The organism is Pedobacter sp. SYSU D00535 (assembly GCF_017355855.1).
GTDB lineage: Bacteria > Bacteroidota > Bacteroidia > Sphingobacteriales > Sphingobacteriaceae > Desertivirga.
Window position 1 is genome coordinate 12,638 of sequence record NZ_JAFEWD010000012.1, and the last position, 16,601, is coordinate 29,238.

The following is a 16,601-nucleotide window of genomic DNA, read 5'->3' on the forward strand; positions in this document are numbered from 1 at the left end:
CCTATTGTTAAATATTATAAAATCCGTAAAGCAGTAAAGCAACGATACCGGCTACCATCATGAAGATGTAGAAGCCAATGTTTCCGGTCTGCAGGAGACGAAGCCCCTTACTTGCCTCTGTAGTCACCCGTCCAAATCCATTCACTAACCCGTCGATTAGAGACTTATCAACAACCTTGAAGAAAAACCGTGACAAGGCGTTTAATGGTTTTCCAACTATAGCATCGTAAACTTCGTCAATGTAATACTTATTGTAAGACAAATTCGCTAATGCACCTCTTTCCCCATTGTCTGGTACGGGAACGGGCTTCTTAGATACATATCTCGTATATGCGATCACTGCAGAAACCAGCGCAAGTACGACAGAAACAGCCATTAAGAAATATTCTGTACTATGGTCGAGATGCATCGCCGGCACGCGACTATTAGAATCAAAAAAAACTGGACTTAGGAATTGAGATAACCAGTGTGAGCCACCTAATACCTCAGGTACTCCAATAAAACCGCCAACTACAGACAAAACAGCCAGCACAATCAAGGGAATGGTCATTGATTTGGGAGACTCGTGCAGGTGATGCTCCTGCTCATGTGTTCCCCTAAATGAACCGTAAAATGTAAGGAAGAGCATACGGAACATATAGAACGCAGTAAGCATAGCTCCTATAACCCCTAAAACCCATAGAATTTTGTTATGCTCGTAGGCATGCGCTAAAATTTCGTCCTTCGAGAAAAAACCCGAGAACGGTGGTATTCCAGAAATCGCAATCGTGCCAATAAGCATGGTAGCGAACGTTACCGGAAGCTTTCCTTTCAAGCCTCCCATCATGCGCATATCCTGCTCATTGCTCATCGCGTGAATTACAGAGCCGGCGCCCAGGAACAATAGTGCTTTAAAAAAGGCATGCGTAATTACGTGAAAAAAGGCGCCTGTATATGCTCCAACACCGAGCCCCAAGAACATATAGCCTAGTTGCGACACCGTGGAGTAAGCAAGAACCTTTTTAATATCAGTTTGGGTAAGTGCAATGGTAGCAGCAAGCAGCGCTGTCGCGATTCCAATGATGGCAATAATATTAAGTGTCAAAGGTGACAGGGTAAACATGATATTTGAACGAGCAATCATGTAGATACCAGCAGTTACCATGGTTGCAGCGTGGATCAACGCTGACACGGGCGTTGGACCAGCCATCGCATCTGGAAGCCACGTAAAGAGCGGAATTTGAGCTGACTTCCCTGTTGCGCCGACGAATAACAGGATAGTTATCAGGGCAAGAATGTCATTATTTGGTGCAAGGTTCGCTACCTGCGGGAATACTTTATTAAATTCAAGACTACCAAAGGTGTTAAATATCAAAAATACTGCGATAAGGAACCCGAGGTCTCCAATTCTGTTCATTACGAAAGCCTTCTTAGCAGCACTGGCATAAGAAGAATTGCTAAACCAAAAACCGATCAATAGGTACGAACATAACCCTACGCCTTCCCAGCCGATGAACATCACCACGTAGTTAGATCCCAGTACGAGTAAAAGCATGAAGAAAACAAAGAGGTTCAGGTACGAGAAGAATTTCGCGAACCCTGCATCATCGTGCATATACCCAGTAGAATAAACGTGGATCAGGAAACCAATGCCCGTTACAATAAGCAGCATCAGGGAACTAAGTGGATCTACCTGAAAGGAGAATGGAATTAATAGATTTCCCGCTTGAATCCAATCAAATAAAGGAATTACAAATGATTTGGTTGCGCTGGCATTCAGCTCGAGAAATATTCCAATGCTTGTTCCAAAAGAAAGAAGTATCATCAGGCTTCCTACAAATCCCACAAAACCTTTTGAAAGAACGTTTCGGCCCAGGCCGTTGATGAGAAACCCTAACAGTGGAAATAAAGGAACTAACCAGACTAATTCTATTAACATGAACGCTTATTGTATTACGTTTATACCTCAATTAAAACTGCTTGCTTACCACTTCAAGCGGTTCAGCACGTTGATATCCGTTGTGTTGGTATTTCGATAGATCATCACGATGATTGCAAGTCCAACGGCAACTTCGGCGGCGGCAAGCGCCATGATAAAAAATACAAAAACCTGCCCTGAAGCATCTCCTCGATACGCAGAAAAAGCGGTGAGCAGGAGGTTTACTGCATTTAGCATCAGTTCGATTGACATGAAAATTACGATAGCATTTCGTCTTATAAGGACTCCCATCACTCCAATTGCAAAAATAACCGCTGAAAACAGGATGTAATGATTTAAGGGAACGCCTTGTATAGACTGAGTAATTGTTTCCATTATGCTTTTTTAGGGTCCTTTTTCGCCAGTAAAACTGCGCCTACCATGGCCGACAATAAAAGTAGAGACGATACCTCAAAGGGCAGAAGAAATTCGTTAAATAATACCTTTCCCAGGTTTTTCACTAAACCGATATCAGGATTTTTTAATACTACCGGATCAGAAACATTAAGTGCTTTCACCGACCCTACCAACGTAACAAGCAGACACATTCCGGCAATTACACCTACTACCTTGATCAAGTTTGATTTCATCGGCTCAGAGTCCTGATTCAGATTCAAGAGCATGAGCACAAACAGGAATAAAACCATTATTGCTCCCATGTAAACGATAAAATTTACAATGGCGAGAAATTGAGCATTCAGTAAAATATAGTGAATAGTGAATGTAAAAAAGGTGACGATAAGGTATAAAACACTATAAACTGGATTTTTAGAAAAGATAACCAGTAGTGAGAAAAATATCGATAAAAATGCGATTAAATAGAATAAGTTCATTAAATCTGTGATTTATCTCTGCCCCCTTTCATCCTAAAGAAAGCGGGGCAAAGGTATAATTTTTTAAGATTTTAAAGGTTCCTCAACTAGTTTATCTTTACCGAATATAAAATCCTTCCTCATGTAATCTGCGCTTAGAATCGGCCCGTCTAAATAGATAGCCTCCTTAGGACAAGCCTCCTCGCACAAGCCGCAAAAGATGCATCGAAGCATATTTATCTCATACACCGCTGCATATTTTTCCTCGCGATAGAGGTGCTCTTCTCCTTTTTGCCGCTCTGCTGCAGTCATTGTGATCGCCTCAGCGGGACATGCCAAAGCACAAAGTCCACAGGCAGTACAGCGCTCACGGCCCTGTTCATCTCTTTTCAAAGAATGAAGTCCACGCCAGTTCTCCGAGATCGGTCTTTGTTGTTCGGGATAGTAAACTGTCTCCTTCTTCTTGAACATATGTCTAAAAGTAATTGCAAGACCTTTGAATATCGATGGAAGATACAATCTCTCCATGAAAGTCATCGGCTTTTGCTCAAGTACTTTTTTTCTGTTACTTAATGATTCCATTACTCCTCCTTTCCCGACAAATCGGGAATAGTTTTAAAATAAAATATCCTTTAATGTCATCCAAACCCCTGTCAACACAATGTTGGCAATCCCAATAGGAATAAGAACCTTCCAACCCAAGTGCATCAACTGATCGTAACGAAACCGAGGGATGGTCCATCTGATCCACATAAAGAAGAAAATGAATAAGAAGATTTTTGCGAACAACACGGCCACACCTACCAATGGTGCCCAAGTGCTGCCAAGTGCCTCGTTAACCAAGTCCATTCCTGGATAATTGTAACCTCCCCAGTAAAGAGTGGCCATTACTGCGGACGAAACAAACATGTTTATGTATTCAGCAAAAAGAAATGCCCCGAGTTTAAAACCCGAATATTCAGTGTGGTAGCCCGCAACCAGCTCGTTTTCACTTTCAGGCAAATCGAAAGGTGTACGATTACATTCAGCAAAGGCACATATGATAAACAGCAAAAATCCCAGAGGCTGATTGAAAACGTTCCAGGTAAACCAGCCGTTATGCCAGAACCCGTGTTGCTGTTCTGCTATCTCCTTTAAGGATAATGTGCCTGTAACCATCAACAAAGCGATGATGGACAATCCCATTGCGATCTCATAGCTAATATTTTGAGATGCAGCACGGATAGCTCCCATTAACGAAAACTTGTTATTGGATGCCCAACCACCTATCATAATACCGTATACCCCGAGCGATACAACACCGAAAATATAAAGGATACCTACGTTAATATCTGCTACTTGCAGGTCTACAACCGTATCTCCGATCACCATAGACTGCCCCCATGGAATGACTGCACTGCCTATACAAGCAGTAAGCAATGCCAGAGAGGGACCCATGATAAACAAAATGGGGTTTGACTCTGAAGGGATGATTTCCTCCTTGAAGAACATCTTACCACCGTCAGCTAACGGCTGAAACATCCCATGAGGACCAGCCCTGTGTGGCCCCACCCGTCCTTGTAGAAAGGCTGCTATTTTGCGTTCAGCGAGGGTTGAATAAGCGGCTACTCCTAACGAAATCAGGAATATGACCGTTACCAATGCAAACTTCTCTATGATAAATGCTAATTCCATTAAAGTTTAGTTGTTCTTTCGAATTGCTCTTTATTTGCTTCCCTCAACGCGGGGTTGGTACGTAAAACCGGGGGAGGCATCAGTTGCTCATAATGATTGGCAGAAATTACCGAGTGATTGGCTATTTTTCTTGGTCCTTCAATCACCCAATCATCTGTTTTCTTCTTATCGAAACGACAAGTATTACAAATGAATTCCTCTACTTCTCCATATTCGTCTTTACGTGCTGTTACACGGATAACGTCTTCACCTTTGTACCAAAGAGTAACTTTACCCGAACATGTTGGGCAGTCGCGGTGTGCATCTACCGGCTTAGTAAACCAAACACGGTTTTTGAAACGGAAGGTTTTATCAGTGAGAGCGCCCACAGGACAAACGTCGATAACGTTCCCGGAGAACTCGTTCTCAATTGCCTTCTCGATATATGTAGATATTTCCGCTGCATCCCCTCGTCCAAGAACTCCGTGTACGCGATTCTCAGTAATCTGGTCAGCAGTGTAAACGCACCGGTAGCACAGAATGCAACGGGTCATGTGCAGTTGCACCTTATCCCCGATATCAATTCTGTCGAATGTCCTTCTTTCAAACTCGTAGCGCGTAGCTTCCGAGCCATGCTCGTAAGATAAATCCTGCAAGTGACACTCACCAGCCTGGTCGCACACTGGACAATCAAGTGGATGGTTGATCAACAACATCTCAACTACTCCCTTTCTTGCCTCAATCACTTCCGGAGAAGTAATATTCTGAACTTCCATCCCATCCATTACCGTCGTCCGGCAAGAAGCCACTAATTTTGGCATGGGCCTCGGATCCTTTTCAGATCCCTTGCTTACTTTCACTAAGCAAGTCCGGCATTTACCGCCGCTACCTTGTAACTTGGAATAATAACACATAGCCGGAGGAACTATATCTCCTCCAATTTGACGTGCAGCCGTCAGGATGGTAGTCCCAGCCTCCACATCAATGGTTATTCCATCTATTGTAACTTTAACTTTTTCTGACATGTTAAAGATTCCCTCAATTTAACTTGCTGTAACTGGCTCCACTTTAGGCAGCGGGTCGGCGTAATGAGCTAGGCCATAATTCCTTGTCATTGCCTCTTGTGGGTTAGTTACATGCCATTCAAACTCATCCCTGAAATGACGAATTGCACTAGCTACAGGCCACGCAGCAGCGTCGCCCAGCGGACAGATCGTATTTCCCTCTATTTTCTTTGATACATCAACCAGCAAATCTATGTCGCTCAACTTACCATGGCCATACTCTAACCGATGAAGTACCTTCTCCATCCATCCGGTTCCTTCCCTACAAGGAGAACATTGGCCACAGCTTTCGTGATGGTAGAACCTGGAGAAGTTCCAAGTATTTCTTACGATACACTGATCTTCATCATAGGCGATGAACCCCCCGGAACCTAACATTGTTCCAGATGCAAAACCGCCATCGGCGAGCGACTCATAAGTCATCAGCCGGCTCTCGCCGTTAACTGTTTTTAATATAAGATTTGTTGGAAGAATAGGCACAGAAGACCCTCCGGCAACTACGGCTTTAAGCCGTTTACCGTTGGCAATCCCGCCACAGTACTCCTCCGAATAAATAAATTCCTCAACAGGTACGCCCAGCTCGATTTCATAAACGCCGGGCCTATTTAGATTTCCCGAGGCGGATATCAACTTAGTACCGGTACTTCTACCGATTCCAATCTTAGCGTATTCCTCACCGCCGTCATTAATAATCGGAACGGTTGCAGCAATTGACTCTACGTTATTGACTACAGTTGGGCAATTATACAAACCAGAGATAGCCGGAAACGGAGGCTTAATCCTTGGATTTCCCCTTTTCCCTTCTAGCGACTCAATTAAAGCTGTTTCTTCCCCACAAATATAGGCGCCTCCTCCTGGCTGAACGTAAAGCTCAAGGTCGAAACCAGAGCCTAAAATATTTTTACCCAGAAAACCAGCATTTTTCGCTTCAGCGATCGCTTTTTCCAGAATACGAATCTGAGGCATCATTTCACCCCGCACATAAATGTAGGAAGTATTAGCGCCCAGAGCGTAACTTGATACAATCATACCCTCAATTAAAAGATGAGGAATATGCGTCATCAAATATCTATCTTTAAACGTACCCGGCTCTGATTCATCACCGTTGCACACGAGGTAACGCGGCTTACCTTCTGGTTTTGCAAGGAAGCTCCATTTCATCCCTGTAGGGAATCCTGCTCCTCCGCGACCACGAAGTCCTGATTTTTTCACTTCCTCCACCACGTCTTCCGGGCTTAGTGATTTTAATGCCTTTTCTACGGCACGATAACCACCCTTCTGACGATAAACTTCAAAAGTGTTAATACCAGGAACGTTAATATGTTCTAACAATAACTTACGTCCCATTTATTTTAGTTGATTTGAGGTTTCTCGGCTGTAGTAAGCCTTAAACTGTCAATTAACTCATCTACTTTTGCTTCAGTCAGATTCTCGTAGTAGGTATACTCCGGTCCAATTTGAAGCACTGGCGCCATTCCACATGCTGCCAAACATTCCACTCCTCTCCAGCTAAAAAGACCGTCAGCTGTCACCTCACCTTCTCTTACTCCCAGCTTTTGCTCGATATGCTTCATGATCTTTTCGGCCCCAACTATATGACAAGGACCTGTGCGGCAAACCTCCAAAACATACTTTCCTAGTGGTTTCAGGAAAAACATGGTATAGAAAGTCGCCACTTCATACACTTCGATAGGCTTCAAATGCAAATACTCCGCAACTTTATCCATTGCTGCTGTACTTACCCAACCATACTCCGCCTGAACCAAATGTAAAATGGGTAACAATGCGGATTTTTGTTTGCCTTCCGGGTAGCGGCTAACAATCTCGTTAAACTTTGTGATTAGCTCGGGAGCAAAAACTATTTCGTCAGTCTCAGATATTTTAAGCATCTAACTCTCCTGCAATTACATTTAAACTGCTCATGTTAATGATCGCGTCAGAAAGAAGCATTCCACGGCTCATTGGAGCATACATTTGATAGTTGATAAAACTTGGACGACGGAAATGTAATCTGTAGGGAGTACGACCGCCATCGTTGATGAGGTAGAAACCTAACTCACCATTTGCGCCCTCTACGCAGTGGTAGAGTTCTGTTTTAGGAGTCTCTATCTCGCCCATCACAATTTTAAAATGATAGATAAGAGCTTCCATATTATTATAAACCTCTTCTTTCGGAGGCAAATAGAAGTCGGGAACGTTTGCGTGAAAAACGCCTTTAGGCTCCTTTTCTACCTTTGCCAGCGCCTGCTCAATAATGCGCAAACTCTGCCACATCTCTTCGTTTCTCAGGATATAACGATCGTACACGTCTCCGGTTGTTCCCACAGGAATATCGAAGTCGAATTCCTCATACGAGCTGTAAGGCTCTGCAACACGCACATCATAGTCTACTCCCGTTGCACGCAAAATAGGTCCGGTCCAACTGTAGCTTAACGCCACCTCAGGAGTTACGGGAGCAACGCCCACTGTCCGGTCCATAAAAATCCGATTGCGGTCAAAAAGCGTCTCGAACTCCCTTAGTACAGGAGGAAAGTCTTTGATGAATTTTTTGATTTTCGCAAAGGCGATATCGTTAAAATCGCGTTCAAATCCGCCAATTCGACCAATATTAGTAGTCAAACGAGCTCCACAAATTTCTTCATAAATCTCGTAGATATGCTCACGCTGCTCCATCAAATACAAGAATCCGCTGTACGCGCCTGTATCCACACCCAGAATTCCGTTACATATCAAATGGTCAGAAATCCGGGCCAACTCCATGATAATGACGCGCATATAGTCTACGCGTTTCGGCATTTGAATGCCGAGCATTTTTTCAACCGTCATATGCCAACCGAAATTATTGATTGGCGAAGAACAGTAATTCATGCGGTCGGTAAGCGGCGTTATCTGATAAAATGGCCTGTGTTCAGCAATTTTCTCAAATGCTCTGTGTATATAACCAATAGTAGAAACACCGCTAACTATACGCTCTCCATCCATCTCCAACACGTTCTGAAATACGCCGTGCGTAGCAGGGTGTGTAGGACCAAGGTTTAGCGTGGTCGTTTCCTTGTTTCCACTAACATCTACAATAGCTGGTTGATTCATTTTACCTTCCAAAGTAAAAATCTTTTTTATCTACACGGTTAGGATCCTCAAGCGGAAACTCCTTCCGCATGGGAAAAACCGTCATATCATCTACATTTAAAATCCTTACTAAATTCGGGTGCCCTTCGAATTGCACTCCGAAGAAATCGTAAGTTTCTCTCTCCATCCAGTTAGCACCATCCCAAAGAACGGTGGCGGTCGGAATTGTGGGATTAGCTTCGTCTAGATATACTTTAATTCTTGACCTAACTCCGTTCGTCATGCTATGGACGTGGTATACTACCGCAATCGACAGCGGTTGTCCAGGGTAGTGAACGGCTGTTATATCTGTTAGGAAATTGAACTTAAGTTCAGGATCATTCTTCAAGAAGCTAAGCACGTCGATTATGCTCTCCTTTGTAACCTCGAAAGTAAGCATCCCATAAGGCTCCGATGGAACAGAAATTTTCTCTCCAAAGTGAGCTCCTAACTTTTGTAATACAGTCTGGTTGCTAATTTTAGCCATTTACTGAATCCCGTATTTATTAAGTAATTCTTTGTACTCGGGTGAGTGACGACGACGGAGAGGCTCATTCTTTACCAGATCCTGCAACTTTAGCAGTCCATCAAGATAAGCCTCCGGACGAGGCGGACAGCCAGGAACGTATACGTCAACCGGAATAATTTCATCTATTCCCTGCAGTACTGAGTAAGTATCGAAAATACCTCCACTTGTTGCACAGGCACCAACTGCTATTACCCAGCGGGGCTCCGCCATTTGTATATAAACCTGTCTTAAAACGGGGCCCATCTTCTTTGCAATCGTTCCCATAACCAGCAACATATCCGCCTGACGGGGTGAGAAAGATGGCCTCTCCGATCCGAACCGGGAGATATCGTAATGGTTACCCATAGTAGCCATGAACTCAATACCACAACAAGATGTTGCAAATGGTAGTGGCCACAATGAGTTAGCCCGTGCTAAACCTATAACCTTATCGAATGATGTCGCGAAGAATCCCGACCCCTCAATCCCTGGTGGCGCTTCGACTATTTTAATATCACTCATTTTTTTCTTTTTAACTAAAAAAGCTCATTTCAAATACGATTTGAAATGAGCCGCAAATTTACATTTTTACGATGCGTTTCAGCGGGTACCAAATTATTTAGAAACGTTCTAACTAATCCCAGTCTAAGGCTTTCTTCTTAACTATGTAGATAAAGCCTAATAGCAATGTTCCCATAAAGACGAACATTTCTATCATTCCCTCTGTGCCCATCTCCCTGAAATTCACAGCCCAAGGATACATGAATATAACTTCAACGTCGAACAATACAAATAGTATCGCTACCAGAAAATATTTGATCGAAAATGGCTGGCGAGCGTTTCCAATAACTTCTATCCCCGATTCAAATGGAGTTAACTTATCCTTTGTTTTACGTTTCGGACCAATCAGGTGAGTAAGTGTCATGGTAAAAATGACAAACCCTAATGCTACTAGCATTTGAAAAACGATCGGGAGATAATTAACCGGTGTACTTTGTGCTTCCATTTCTCTTTAAAGACTGCAAATATATAGAAAGAGCCGGAAATTCCGGCTCTTTCTATATTCATTCGATTTCTATTTACCTCCGCCCAGCTGCTTTAGAACATCACTGGCGTAAGAGTTAGAGGGATCCACACTCAACGATTTTCCAAAATATTCTTTCGCTTTCGCAGGATTCGATTTCAGATGGAAAGCGCCAAGGTTGTTGTATGCTTCTGCTAAAGCTTTTTTATACCTGGCATCAGTTAGATTTTCAGGTTTTTCACTTACAACTTTAATAAATTGCTCATAGTGGGGAACCATCAGCCCTTTGGGATTCTTATCATCATCCAATATTTTGTTTATCCTTGCTCTGAAAAGTGGAGCGTCCGATACATTTGGAGCATATCTAGCCACATAAGCAAAAGCAGAATCGGCTTTAACCAAATTACTCTTCTCAGGTTTTTCATTTGCATTCAAACGAGTAGCATAATCCCAGTAATAAGAGAACCCGATATTGAATCTATCTTGAAGAGTCGCTTTAGGACTCTTAATCGCTAGCTCATATAACTGGCCAGCCTCTCCATATTTCTTTTCTTTGAATGCGGCTGCTGCCCATGTTCTCATTTCTTCTGCGAATGTTGAGTCTAACTCCACCGCTTTTGATAAATTCTCGAAAGCAGCAGGATCACCTGCTCTAAACTGAGCTTTTCCAAGATAAAGATGGTCTAAAGGAATTAAACGATCGGCTTCAACCTTCGCCATAAAGTCCTTCATTGCTTTGATACTACCTGCATAATTTCCATTCTCGAAAGCAGAAATAGCCAAATAGCGATAAATTCTAGGATTGGCATCCGCCTGAGTTGACATCGCTTGTGCTTCTTGCTCCAAGGTTTTCCAATCGCTGGCATACACCAAGAAGTCAGCAAAGCGCATCCGTGATTCCAGAGATCTGTCCGTTAGATCCAGATACTTTTTGTAATTATCCAACGCTAACTTAAGCCTATTCTCTTTGTCCGGGGAAGGAGCACCAAAGCTCCACTGAAGGTAAGTCTCAGCTAGCTCGCGATAAGCAGGGGCATAATTAGGACTAGAAGCTACGACGCTATTGAAGTCAGTTGCAGACTGCTCGAATGCCTTTGCGAGTTTATTAATTACCCCCAATTCAACCTTTGCCCGAAGCATATTTTTATCCAAATCGAAGGCAGTTCTATAAGCGCTATAAGCATCGCTATTTCTCTTCAGGCCACGATAAGCGTCACCCAGTGCTAAATAAACTTCGGCGTCTTTCTCGTCCATTGACTTAGCCTTCTCCAGTAGTGGTACAGCCGCTTCGTAATCAGGCTTAGGAGCACTAATGTAAGCTTTAGCAACATATATATATGGATCGTTATCCTTTCTGCTTGCAAGTCCAATTGCTTTATCAAAATTAGATTTAGCAGCTGCTGCGTTCTTCGAAAGCAGATCAACTGACCCCAAGCCAATATAATTTAACGCTTCCTTTTCATTAGCGCTAACTCCTTTAGAAAAAGTAGTTTTGGCTGAATCAACATACTCGTCGTGCAGGTAAACTCTACCCAAGAAATAATAATTTTCAGCGTTTCCCGGCTGAGCGGCTATTAAACGCTTAAGGGTAGTTTTTGCTTGTTGAAATTGCTCTGCATCAATTGCCTTTTTAGCATCAGCTAAACTTTGAGCAAATGCAGAAGAACTCATCAATCCTGCAACAACACCCGCCTTTAGTGCGATTTTGAATACTTTCATAAGTTCAATAATAATAATAAATTTTATTTAATGATTATTTCCCTGGATGGAATACTATCTGGTAAAAGCCCAGATTTAAGTACAATTCGCTGTCCCCTTTCACCTGCCAGGAAGGACGCAAATCCCGTTCCCAACCCCGGTCCACCCTGCGCATTAATTATATATAACTCTCTGCTTAAGGGATAAAGACCTAATGCTAAATTGCTTTGACTGGGTTTGTAGAATTTATCGGAACCTTTCTTACCCGGTATATTCCTAACTCCCAATATCTTAATGTTTTCCACCAAAGGTTCTAATTCTTCTGTTGGTTGTTTAATCCAGTTTACACCTATAACACCGATTGCCCCCGTATTATTGTGTACGTGTCGAATTACTTCGGGATTAGATTTTAATGCATAGACCCCCTCGGAAGGAAGCTGCTGAACGCCGGCAAGCTCTTTAAGGTATCTTACAGTACTTGAATTGGCATTATCAAACACCAAACGCCTTCCCTGGGTATTTCCTTGTAAGATTCGCACAAGCTCTTCAACAGTTATGGTTGTATCGGGGGATGCCGCATTGGCCACGAGAGCTATTGCATCGATAGCGAAGCGGTTAACCCTCAGTTTTATATTTCTTTTTTCAAATCTGCTTGCCTCTTGAGGCCGTAGTTGCCGAGACATTATCGCTATGTCTACGCTATCATTAAGAAACGAATTTAAAAGCTGGACTTCGGGTTTGTATATTGCCTTTATGCTTGCACGGGGATAACTACTCTCAAAAACAATTAATTGGTCTTCTACAATGGGCTCAAGACTCTCATCAACAACAATTTGGGTGGCGCCAACGGTCGCACTCTGATCATTATCACCAGAATTACAGCGAATGAACCCAACTATCATTAACACTAGAGATATAGAGCGCTTAATCATCATATCAATCACTTTGTCGTAGTCTTATAAACCTCAAAAACGCATAAAGGATTAAGAAAACGCCGATAATTATTTTATATGGCCGTTCAAGCTGCAACGGAAGATCTTCCCAGAATATTACCGCCACCCCTACTATGAAGTAGAGAAGAAACATGAATAGCCCTAAAATGAACAGAAATCGCTTTGCGGGCGATTTCTGTCGATTTGGTTGTTGAAACATCTGCTACTGTGCTTCGAGGTTCAACATTATTGGCAATGTATACTGCACACGTACTGGTCTACCGTTCTGAATACCTGGAGACCATTTCGGCGCTCTTTTTAACATTCTAACCGCTTCTTCTCCTGTGCCCATACCCAGATCTCTCAAGGCTTTCACATCGGTTAAACTTCCGTCCTTTTCAACAACGAAACTAACGATGATACGACCAGACACGCCTTGCTCACGAGCAGCTGCAGGATAGTTGTAATTCTTTCCAACCCAGCTATAGAATTTATCCATACCTCCAGGGAAACTAGGCTGCACTTCAATACTTGCAAAGTCGTGAACACTATTATCTTCCACAATCGCTGCTTGAGTTGGAGGAGCCTCTCCTACTGGTTCGTCGATACGAATTTCCGCATTGGGGTCACCTTCGATCGTTTTCTGTCCCGGATCTTTAACTGCAAGTTCCGTTTGGGTTGGAGGCTCTTCTTCCCGAACCTGTTCTGCAGGCACAACTACAGGAGGAGGGAAACGCACCTGATCTACTTTTGGTTTTGGTGGTTCTGCTGGAGGAGGCGGAGGAGGAGCTTGCTCGTCTACCGGAGGCGGAGGTGTTAAAACCACTTCTGTCTCGATGACTCTTTCTTCCTCAACTGGCGCAAACCCCTTAACGTATTTTATAATTAAAGGCGCACTAATTGCTAACACGAAAAGGGCACCTCCAATAATTAAGGCCTTCGATGTTGTTTTAGAGTTCTCCTTCCGAAGAACATAGGCACCGTAAGATTGGTTTCTGCCGGTAAATACCACGTCAAGCCATACAGGGTTAAAAATATCTAATTTAGCCATTTCTGTTTATTTTGGGTCGTTCATTCTTTTCTCGAGACTAGTAGATACCGTCACGTTTTAGCAACTCAATTTCAGGTGCTGAAATATCTACGATTGCGTAACTTTCGGTATTAGTGATCTTCATCTCATCCAAAATGTCAACCAGATTTTTATAGTTTGCCTTATCGCTAGCTTTGATCAAAACAATGATGTTCTTACCAGTAGATGCCTTAATCTCTTTACTTTTTTCAAGGATCGCCTTACGGATGCCATTCTTTCCGTAGCCGTCAACAGTAGGAGCACTAAGCGGCTTATCTACAAGACCGATATACCACTCTAGTTTGTTTTTATCTCCTAAAAGAACGGTCATTGTTCTAGTATCGGCAACGTCGAACTGATCTTCGTTTTTTTCATCTTTATCCGGCATGGCTAAGTCCATAGCCTGTGGCTTCGCAAGGGTGGTAGTAAGCATGAAGAAAGTAATTAGAAGGAACATCAAATCCACCATCGCTGTTAGGTCGACACGTGTAGATGCTTTTTTACTTCTAACTTTCCCGCCTTTCTTACCACCCCCGCCGGAGGTATCTAATTCTGCCATTTTTTAATCTTTTTAATATAAATTAATCCCTACCCTCCATAGAAGTAATCAAACTAAACTTGTTTACTTCCTGAGCTTGTAATATGTCGATTACTTTTTTGATAGTTGGATACTCCTCTTCTGAATCACCCTTGATACTAACACGCATTGCGGTATTATTTATCTCTTTAGTAGCAATCCGAGCGTTACGAATCCACTCGTATAATTCAGAAGCATTAGCCCCCACAGAATCAACTGGGATACCTGGCTGTGCTCCCGGTTTCATCCGATCTGCACCACCCATAGCAATCAGTTGTTTCACGTTACCGATTGGCACTCCAAATGATTCAATCAATGAGAATCTTTCTTTCTCCTCTGGCGTAAATCCAACTTTATAACGTTCGCCCATCAACTCGAGTAAACGAGCTCTGACGGTTTGTCCGGCTACTCCGAAAAATACCTTTCCTTCACCAACAGTAATTGTAGCAATATCAGTAGTGGGTTGCTTGATCTGTACAGTTGAGGAAGGAGTATCAACCGGAAGAGGCTCTGGTTGGCGAGCGGTTGCTGTTAAAATGAAGAAAGTTAACAACAGAGCAGCTACGTCACACATTGCCGTCATATCTATATGGGTACTCTTTCTTGGAACTTTTACTCTAGGCATTGTTTAAAATTAATGGTCCCTTTAATCTTTTAATATAGTGATGAAAAAGGCCCGCATTTTCCATAAATGCGGACCAAAATATTTCACTAAATTTTATTTATGGGTACTCGCGTATGTTTGTACAATTGAGAAACCAGCTTCGTCAATTGAATAGGTCAGCTTATCAATTTTTGAAGTGAAGATATTGTACATGATAATAGCGATAGTAGACGTAAGGATTCCTGTAGCAGTATTGATAAGAGCTTCAGAAATACCGTTAGCTAACTGAGCCTGGTCAGGAGCACCTGCAGTTGCCAAACCGGCGAAGGCCTTGATCATACCTGATACTGTACCTAGTAGTCCTGTCAAAGTACCTACAGAAACCAGAGTTGCGATAACTGTCAAGTTTTGCTCTAGCATTGGCATTTCAAGAGCCGTTGCTTCCTCGATATCTTTCTGGATAGCCAAAGAAGCTTGCTCGGTATCTAATCTAGAATCTTGCTCCACTTCACGGTATTTTTTCAAACCAGATTTGATAACGTTCGCTACGGAACCTTTCTGCTTATCACACTCGGCCATAGCAGCCTCGATATTTCCTGCTGTAAGATATCCCTGAATTTTCTTTACGAATACATCGACGTTGCCACTTCCAGTAGCTTTGTTAATTACGAAGTACCGCTCAATAGAAAACACGATTACCATTAATAACATCCCGATAAGTACAGGCACGATAAAACCACCTTTATAAACCATTCCGAAATAGTTACCTGGAAGTGGGTGACCGTTTTCAGGATCGCCTCCTTCAAAGTTTGTAGGACTTCCCATTACGAATTTCCACAATAAGGCGCCAATAACAAGGCAAATGATGATCGTAAGACTTGCAAAAATGTTTGAACCAGAGCTTTCTTTTTTCGCTGTTGTTGGTTTTGGTGCGGTTGCCATTTTTTAAAATTTAGTTTTTAGTTTAATTAAAGTTATAAAATTGATACTCGTTTTTTGCACTGCCTTCTTGCAGCAGCCTAACAAAAATAGATTTTTACGGTAAATAAAAACATGATTGAAATTATATTTCATCATTCCTGTTTCAGCAGCTCCCATCCATAGGGCAAGTAATTCCAATTGCCCAAAAAAGCCTTATTTGAAGCATTTACTGTACAATGAAAGCCATTTTTTTTTTCAAATGCAAATTGCAATAAAAAAGTTATGGTCTATTTTTTGGTTTTTTGTTATTTCTACTGTGTTTTCCTTTTAGCCACCCGATTTCTTAACCTTGTAGTTACTTGATTTTAACAATTCGATAACCTTGTCTCTGAAGTCGCCCTGGACTAAAATCTCACCGTCCTTTGCAGAACCGCCGGTGCCGCATTTCTGTTTTAACATCTTGCCCAGGGTAATCAGATCTTCTTCTTTTCCTACAAAGCCAGTGATTAAAGTTACTGCTTTTCCTCCTCTCTGTTTTTTATCTAACTGAACCCGCAAGTCCTGCTGCTGAGGTGGTAAAGTTTCCTGCTCCGACGCTTCATTATACTCATACTCAAATTCGGGATTAGTAGAGTAAACGACGCCACTGATATTTTTGTTTTTCTTTGACATAA

19 protein-coding genes are annotated in these 16,601 nt (G+C 42.5%); all 19 read right to left on the bottom strand.

Annotated features, from left to right (window positions below; all coding sequences use genetic code 11):
* Nucleotides 1-7: 7 nt before the first annotated feature.
* A complete protein-coding gene (gene nuoL, locus J4N23_RS17805; RefSeq protein ID WP_207429190.1) occupies nt 8-1,918 on the bottom strand; it encodes an NADH-quinone oxidoreductase subunit L in 1,911 nt (636 codons plus the stop codon).
* A 45-nt stretch (nt 1,919-1,963) separates the two neighbouring features.
* Nucleotides 1,964-2,293, bottom strand: a complete 330-nt coding sequence (gene nuoK / locus J4N23_RS17810) for an NADH-quinone oxidoreductase subunit NuoK (RefSeq protein WP_207429191.1) — start codon at nt 2,291-2,293, stop codon at nt 1,964-1,966.
* Entirely contained in the window at nt 2,293-2,790 is a 498-nt protein-coding gene (locus tag J4N23_RS17815; RefSeq protein ID WP_207429192.1) for an NADH-quinone oxidoreductase subunit J, read from the bottom strand. Before J4N23_RS17815 ends, nuoK begins: the two co-directional genes overlap by 1 nt.
* A 63-nt stretch (nt 2,791-2,853) precedes the next feature.
* Nucleotides 2,854-3,351, bottom strand: a complete 498-nt coding sequence (gene nuoI / locus J4N23_RS17820) for an NADH-quinone oxidoreductase subunit NuoI (protein ID WP_207429193.1) — start codon at nt 3,349-3,351, stop codon at nt 2,854-2,856.
* Nucleotides 3,352-3,384: 33 nt separating this feature from the next.
* A complete protein-coding gene (nuoH, locus tag J4N23_RS17825) occupies nt 3,385-4,443 on the bottom strand; it encodes an NADH-quinone oxidoreductase subunit NuoH (protein ID WP_207429194.1) in 1,059 nt (352 codons plus the stop codon).
* Nucleotides 4,443-5,447 (bottom strand): 2Fe-2S iron-sulfur cluster-binding protein, encoded by a 1,005-nt coding sequence (locus J4N23_RS17830; protein ID WP_207429195.1) that lies wholly within the window; start codon nt 5,445-5,447, stop codon nt 4,443-4,445. Before J4N23_RS17830 ends, nuoH begins: the two co-directional genes overlap by 1 nt.
* An 18-nt stretch (nt 5,448-5,465) precedes the next feature.
* Complete coding sequence (nuoF, locus tag J4N23_RS17835; protein WP_207429196.1) at nt 5,466-6,833, bottom strand: NADH-quinone oxidoreductase subunit NuoF; 1,368 nt, start codon at nt 6,831-6,833, stop codon at nt 5,466-5,468.
* Between the two features lie 5 nt (nt 6,834-6,838).
* Nucleotides 6,839-7,375 (bottom strand): NAD(P)H-dependent oxidoreductase subunit E, encoded by a 537-nt coding sequence (gene nuoE, locus J4N23_RS17840; RefSeq protein WP_207429197.1) that lies wholly within the window; start codon nt 7,373-7,375, stop codon nt 6,839-6,841.
* Nucleotides 7,368-8,576 carry an NADH-quinone oxidoreductase subunit D gene (locus J4N23_RS17845; protein WP_207429198.1) on the bottom strand — a complete coding sequence of 403 codons (1,209 nt, stop codon included), beginning with the start codon at nt 8,574-8,576 and terminating at the stop codon, nt 7,368-7,370. Before J4N23_RS17845 ends, nuoE begins: the two co-directional genes overlap by 8 nt.
* Nucleotide 8,577: 1 nt before the next feature.
* The gene (locus J4N23_RS17850) at nt 8,578-9,081 is read right to left on the bottom strand and encodes an NADH-quinone oxidoreductase subunit C (protein ID WP_207429199.1); all 504 of its coding nucleotides are present in this window, start codon (nt 9,079-9,081) and stop codon (nt 8,578-8,580) included.
* Entirely contained in the window at nt 9,082-9,624 is a 543-nt protein-coding gene (locus J4N23_RS17855; protein ID WP_207429200.1) for an NADH-quinone oxidoreductase subunit B, read from the bottom strand. It abuts the gene before it with no gap.
* Between the two features lie 112 nt (nt 9,625-9,736).
* Complete coding sequence (locus tag J4N23_RS17860) at nt 9,737-10,108, bottom strand: NADH-quinone oxidoreductase subunit A (protein ID WP_207429201.1); 372 nt, start codon at nt 10,106-10,108, stop codon at nt 9,737-9,739.
* A 69-nt stretch (nt 10,109-10,177) separates the two neighbouring features.
* Nucleotides 10,178-11,845, bottom strand: a complete 1,668-nt coding sequence (locus tag J4N23_RS17865; protein WP_207429202.1) for a hypothetical protein — start codon at nt 11,843-11,845, stop codon at nt 10,178-10,180.
* A 23-nt stretch (nt 11,846-11,868) separates the two neighbouring features.
* Nucleotides 11,869-12,726: a PstS family phosphate ABC transporter substrate-binding protein gene (locus J4N23_RS17870; RefSeq protein ID WP_242689283.1), complete on the bottom strand. Its 858-nt coding sequence runs from the start codon at nt 12,724-12,726 to the stop codon at nt 11,869-11,871.
* A gap of 253 nt (nt 12,727-12,979) precedes the next feature.
* Nucleotides 12,980-13,807 carry an energy transducer TonB gene (locus tag J4N23_RS17875; RefSeq protein ID WP_207429203.1) on the bottom strand — a complete coding sequence of 276 codons (828 nt, stop codon included), beginning with the start codon at nt 13,805-13,807 and terminating at the stop codon, nt 12,980-12,982.
* Nucleotides 13,808-13,844: 37 nt separating this feature from the next.
* Nucleotides 13,845-14,384 carry a biopolymer transporter ExbD gene (locus J4N23_RS17880; protein WP_207429204.1) on the bottom strand — a complete coding sequence of 180 codons (540 nt, stop codon included), beginning with the start codon at nt 14,382-14,384 and terminating at the stop codon, nt 13,845-13,847.
* A 22-nt stretch (nt 14,385-14,406) separates the two neighbouring features.
* Complete coding sequence (locus J4N23_RS17885) at nt 14,407-15,027, bottom strand: biopolymer transporter ExbD (protein WP_207429205.1); 621 nt, start codon at nt 15,025-15,027, stop codon at nt 14,407-14,409.
* A 93-nt stretch (nt 15,028-15,120) separates the two neighbouring features.
* Nucleotides 15,121-15,948 (bottom strand): MotA/TolQ/ExbB proton channel family protein, encoded by an 828-nt coding sequence (locus J4N23_RS17890; RefSeq protein WP_207429206.1) that lies wholly within the window; start codon nt 15,946-15,948, stop codon nt 15,121-15,123.
* Nucleotides 15,949-16,254: 306 nt separating this feature from the next.
* A complete protein-coding gene (locus J4N23_RS17895; protein ID WP_207429207.1) occupies nt 16,255-16,599 on the bottom strand; it encodes a translation initiation factor in 345 nt (114 codons plus the stop codon).
* Between the last annotated feature and the right edge of the window lie 2 nt (nt 16,600-16,601).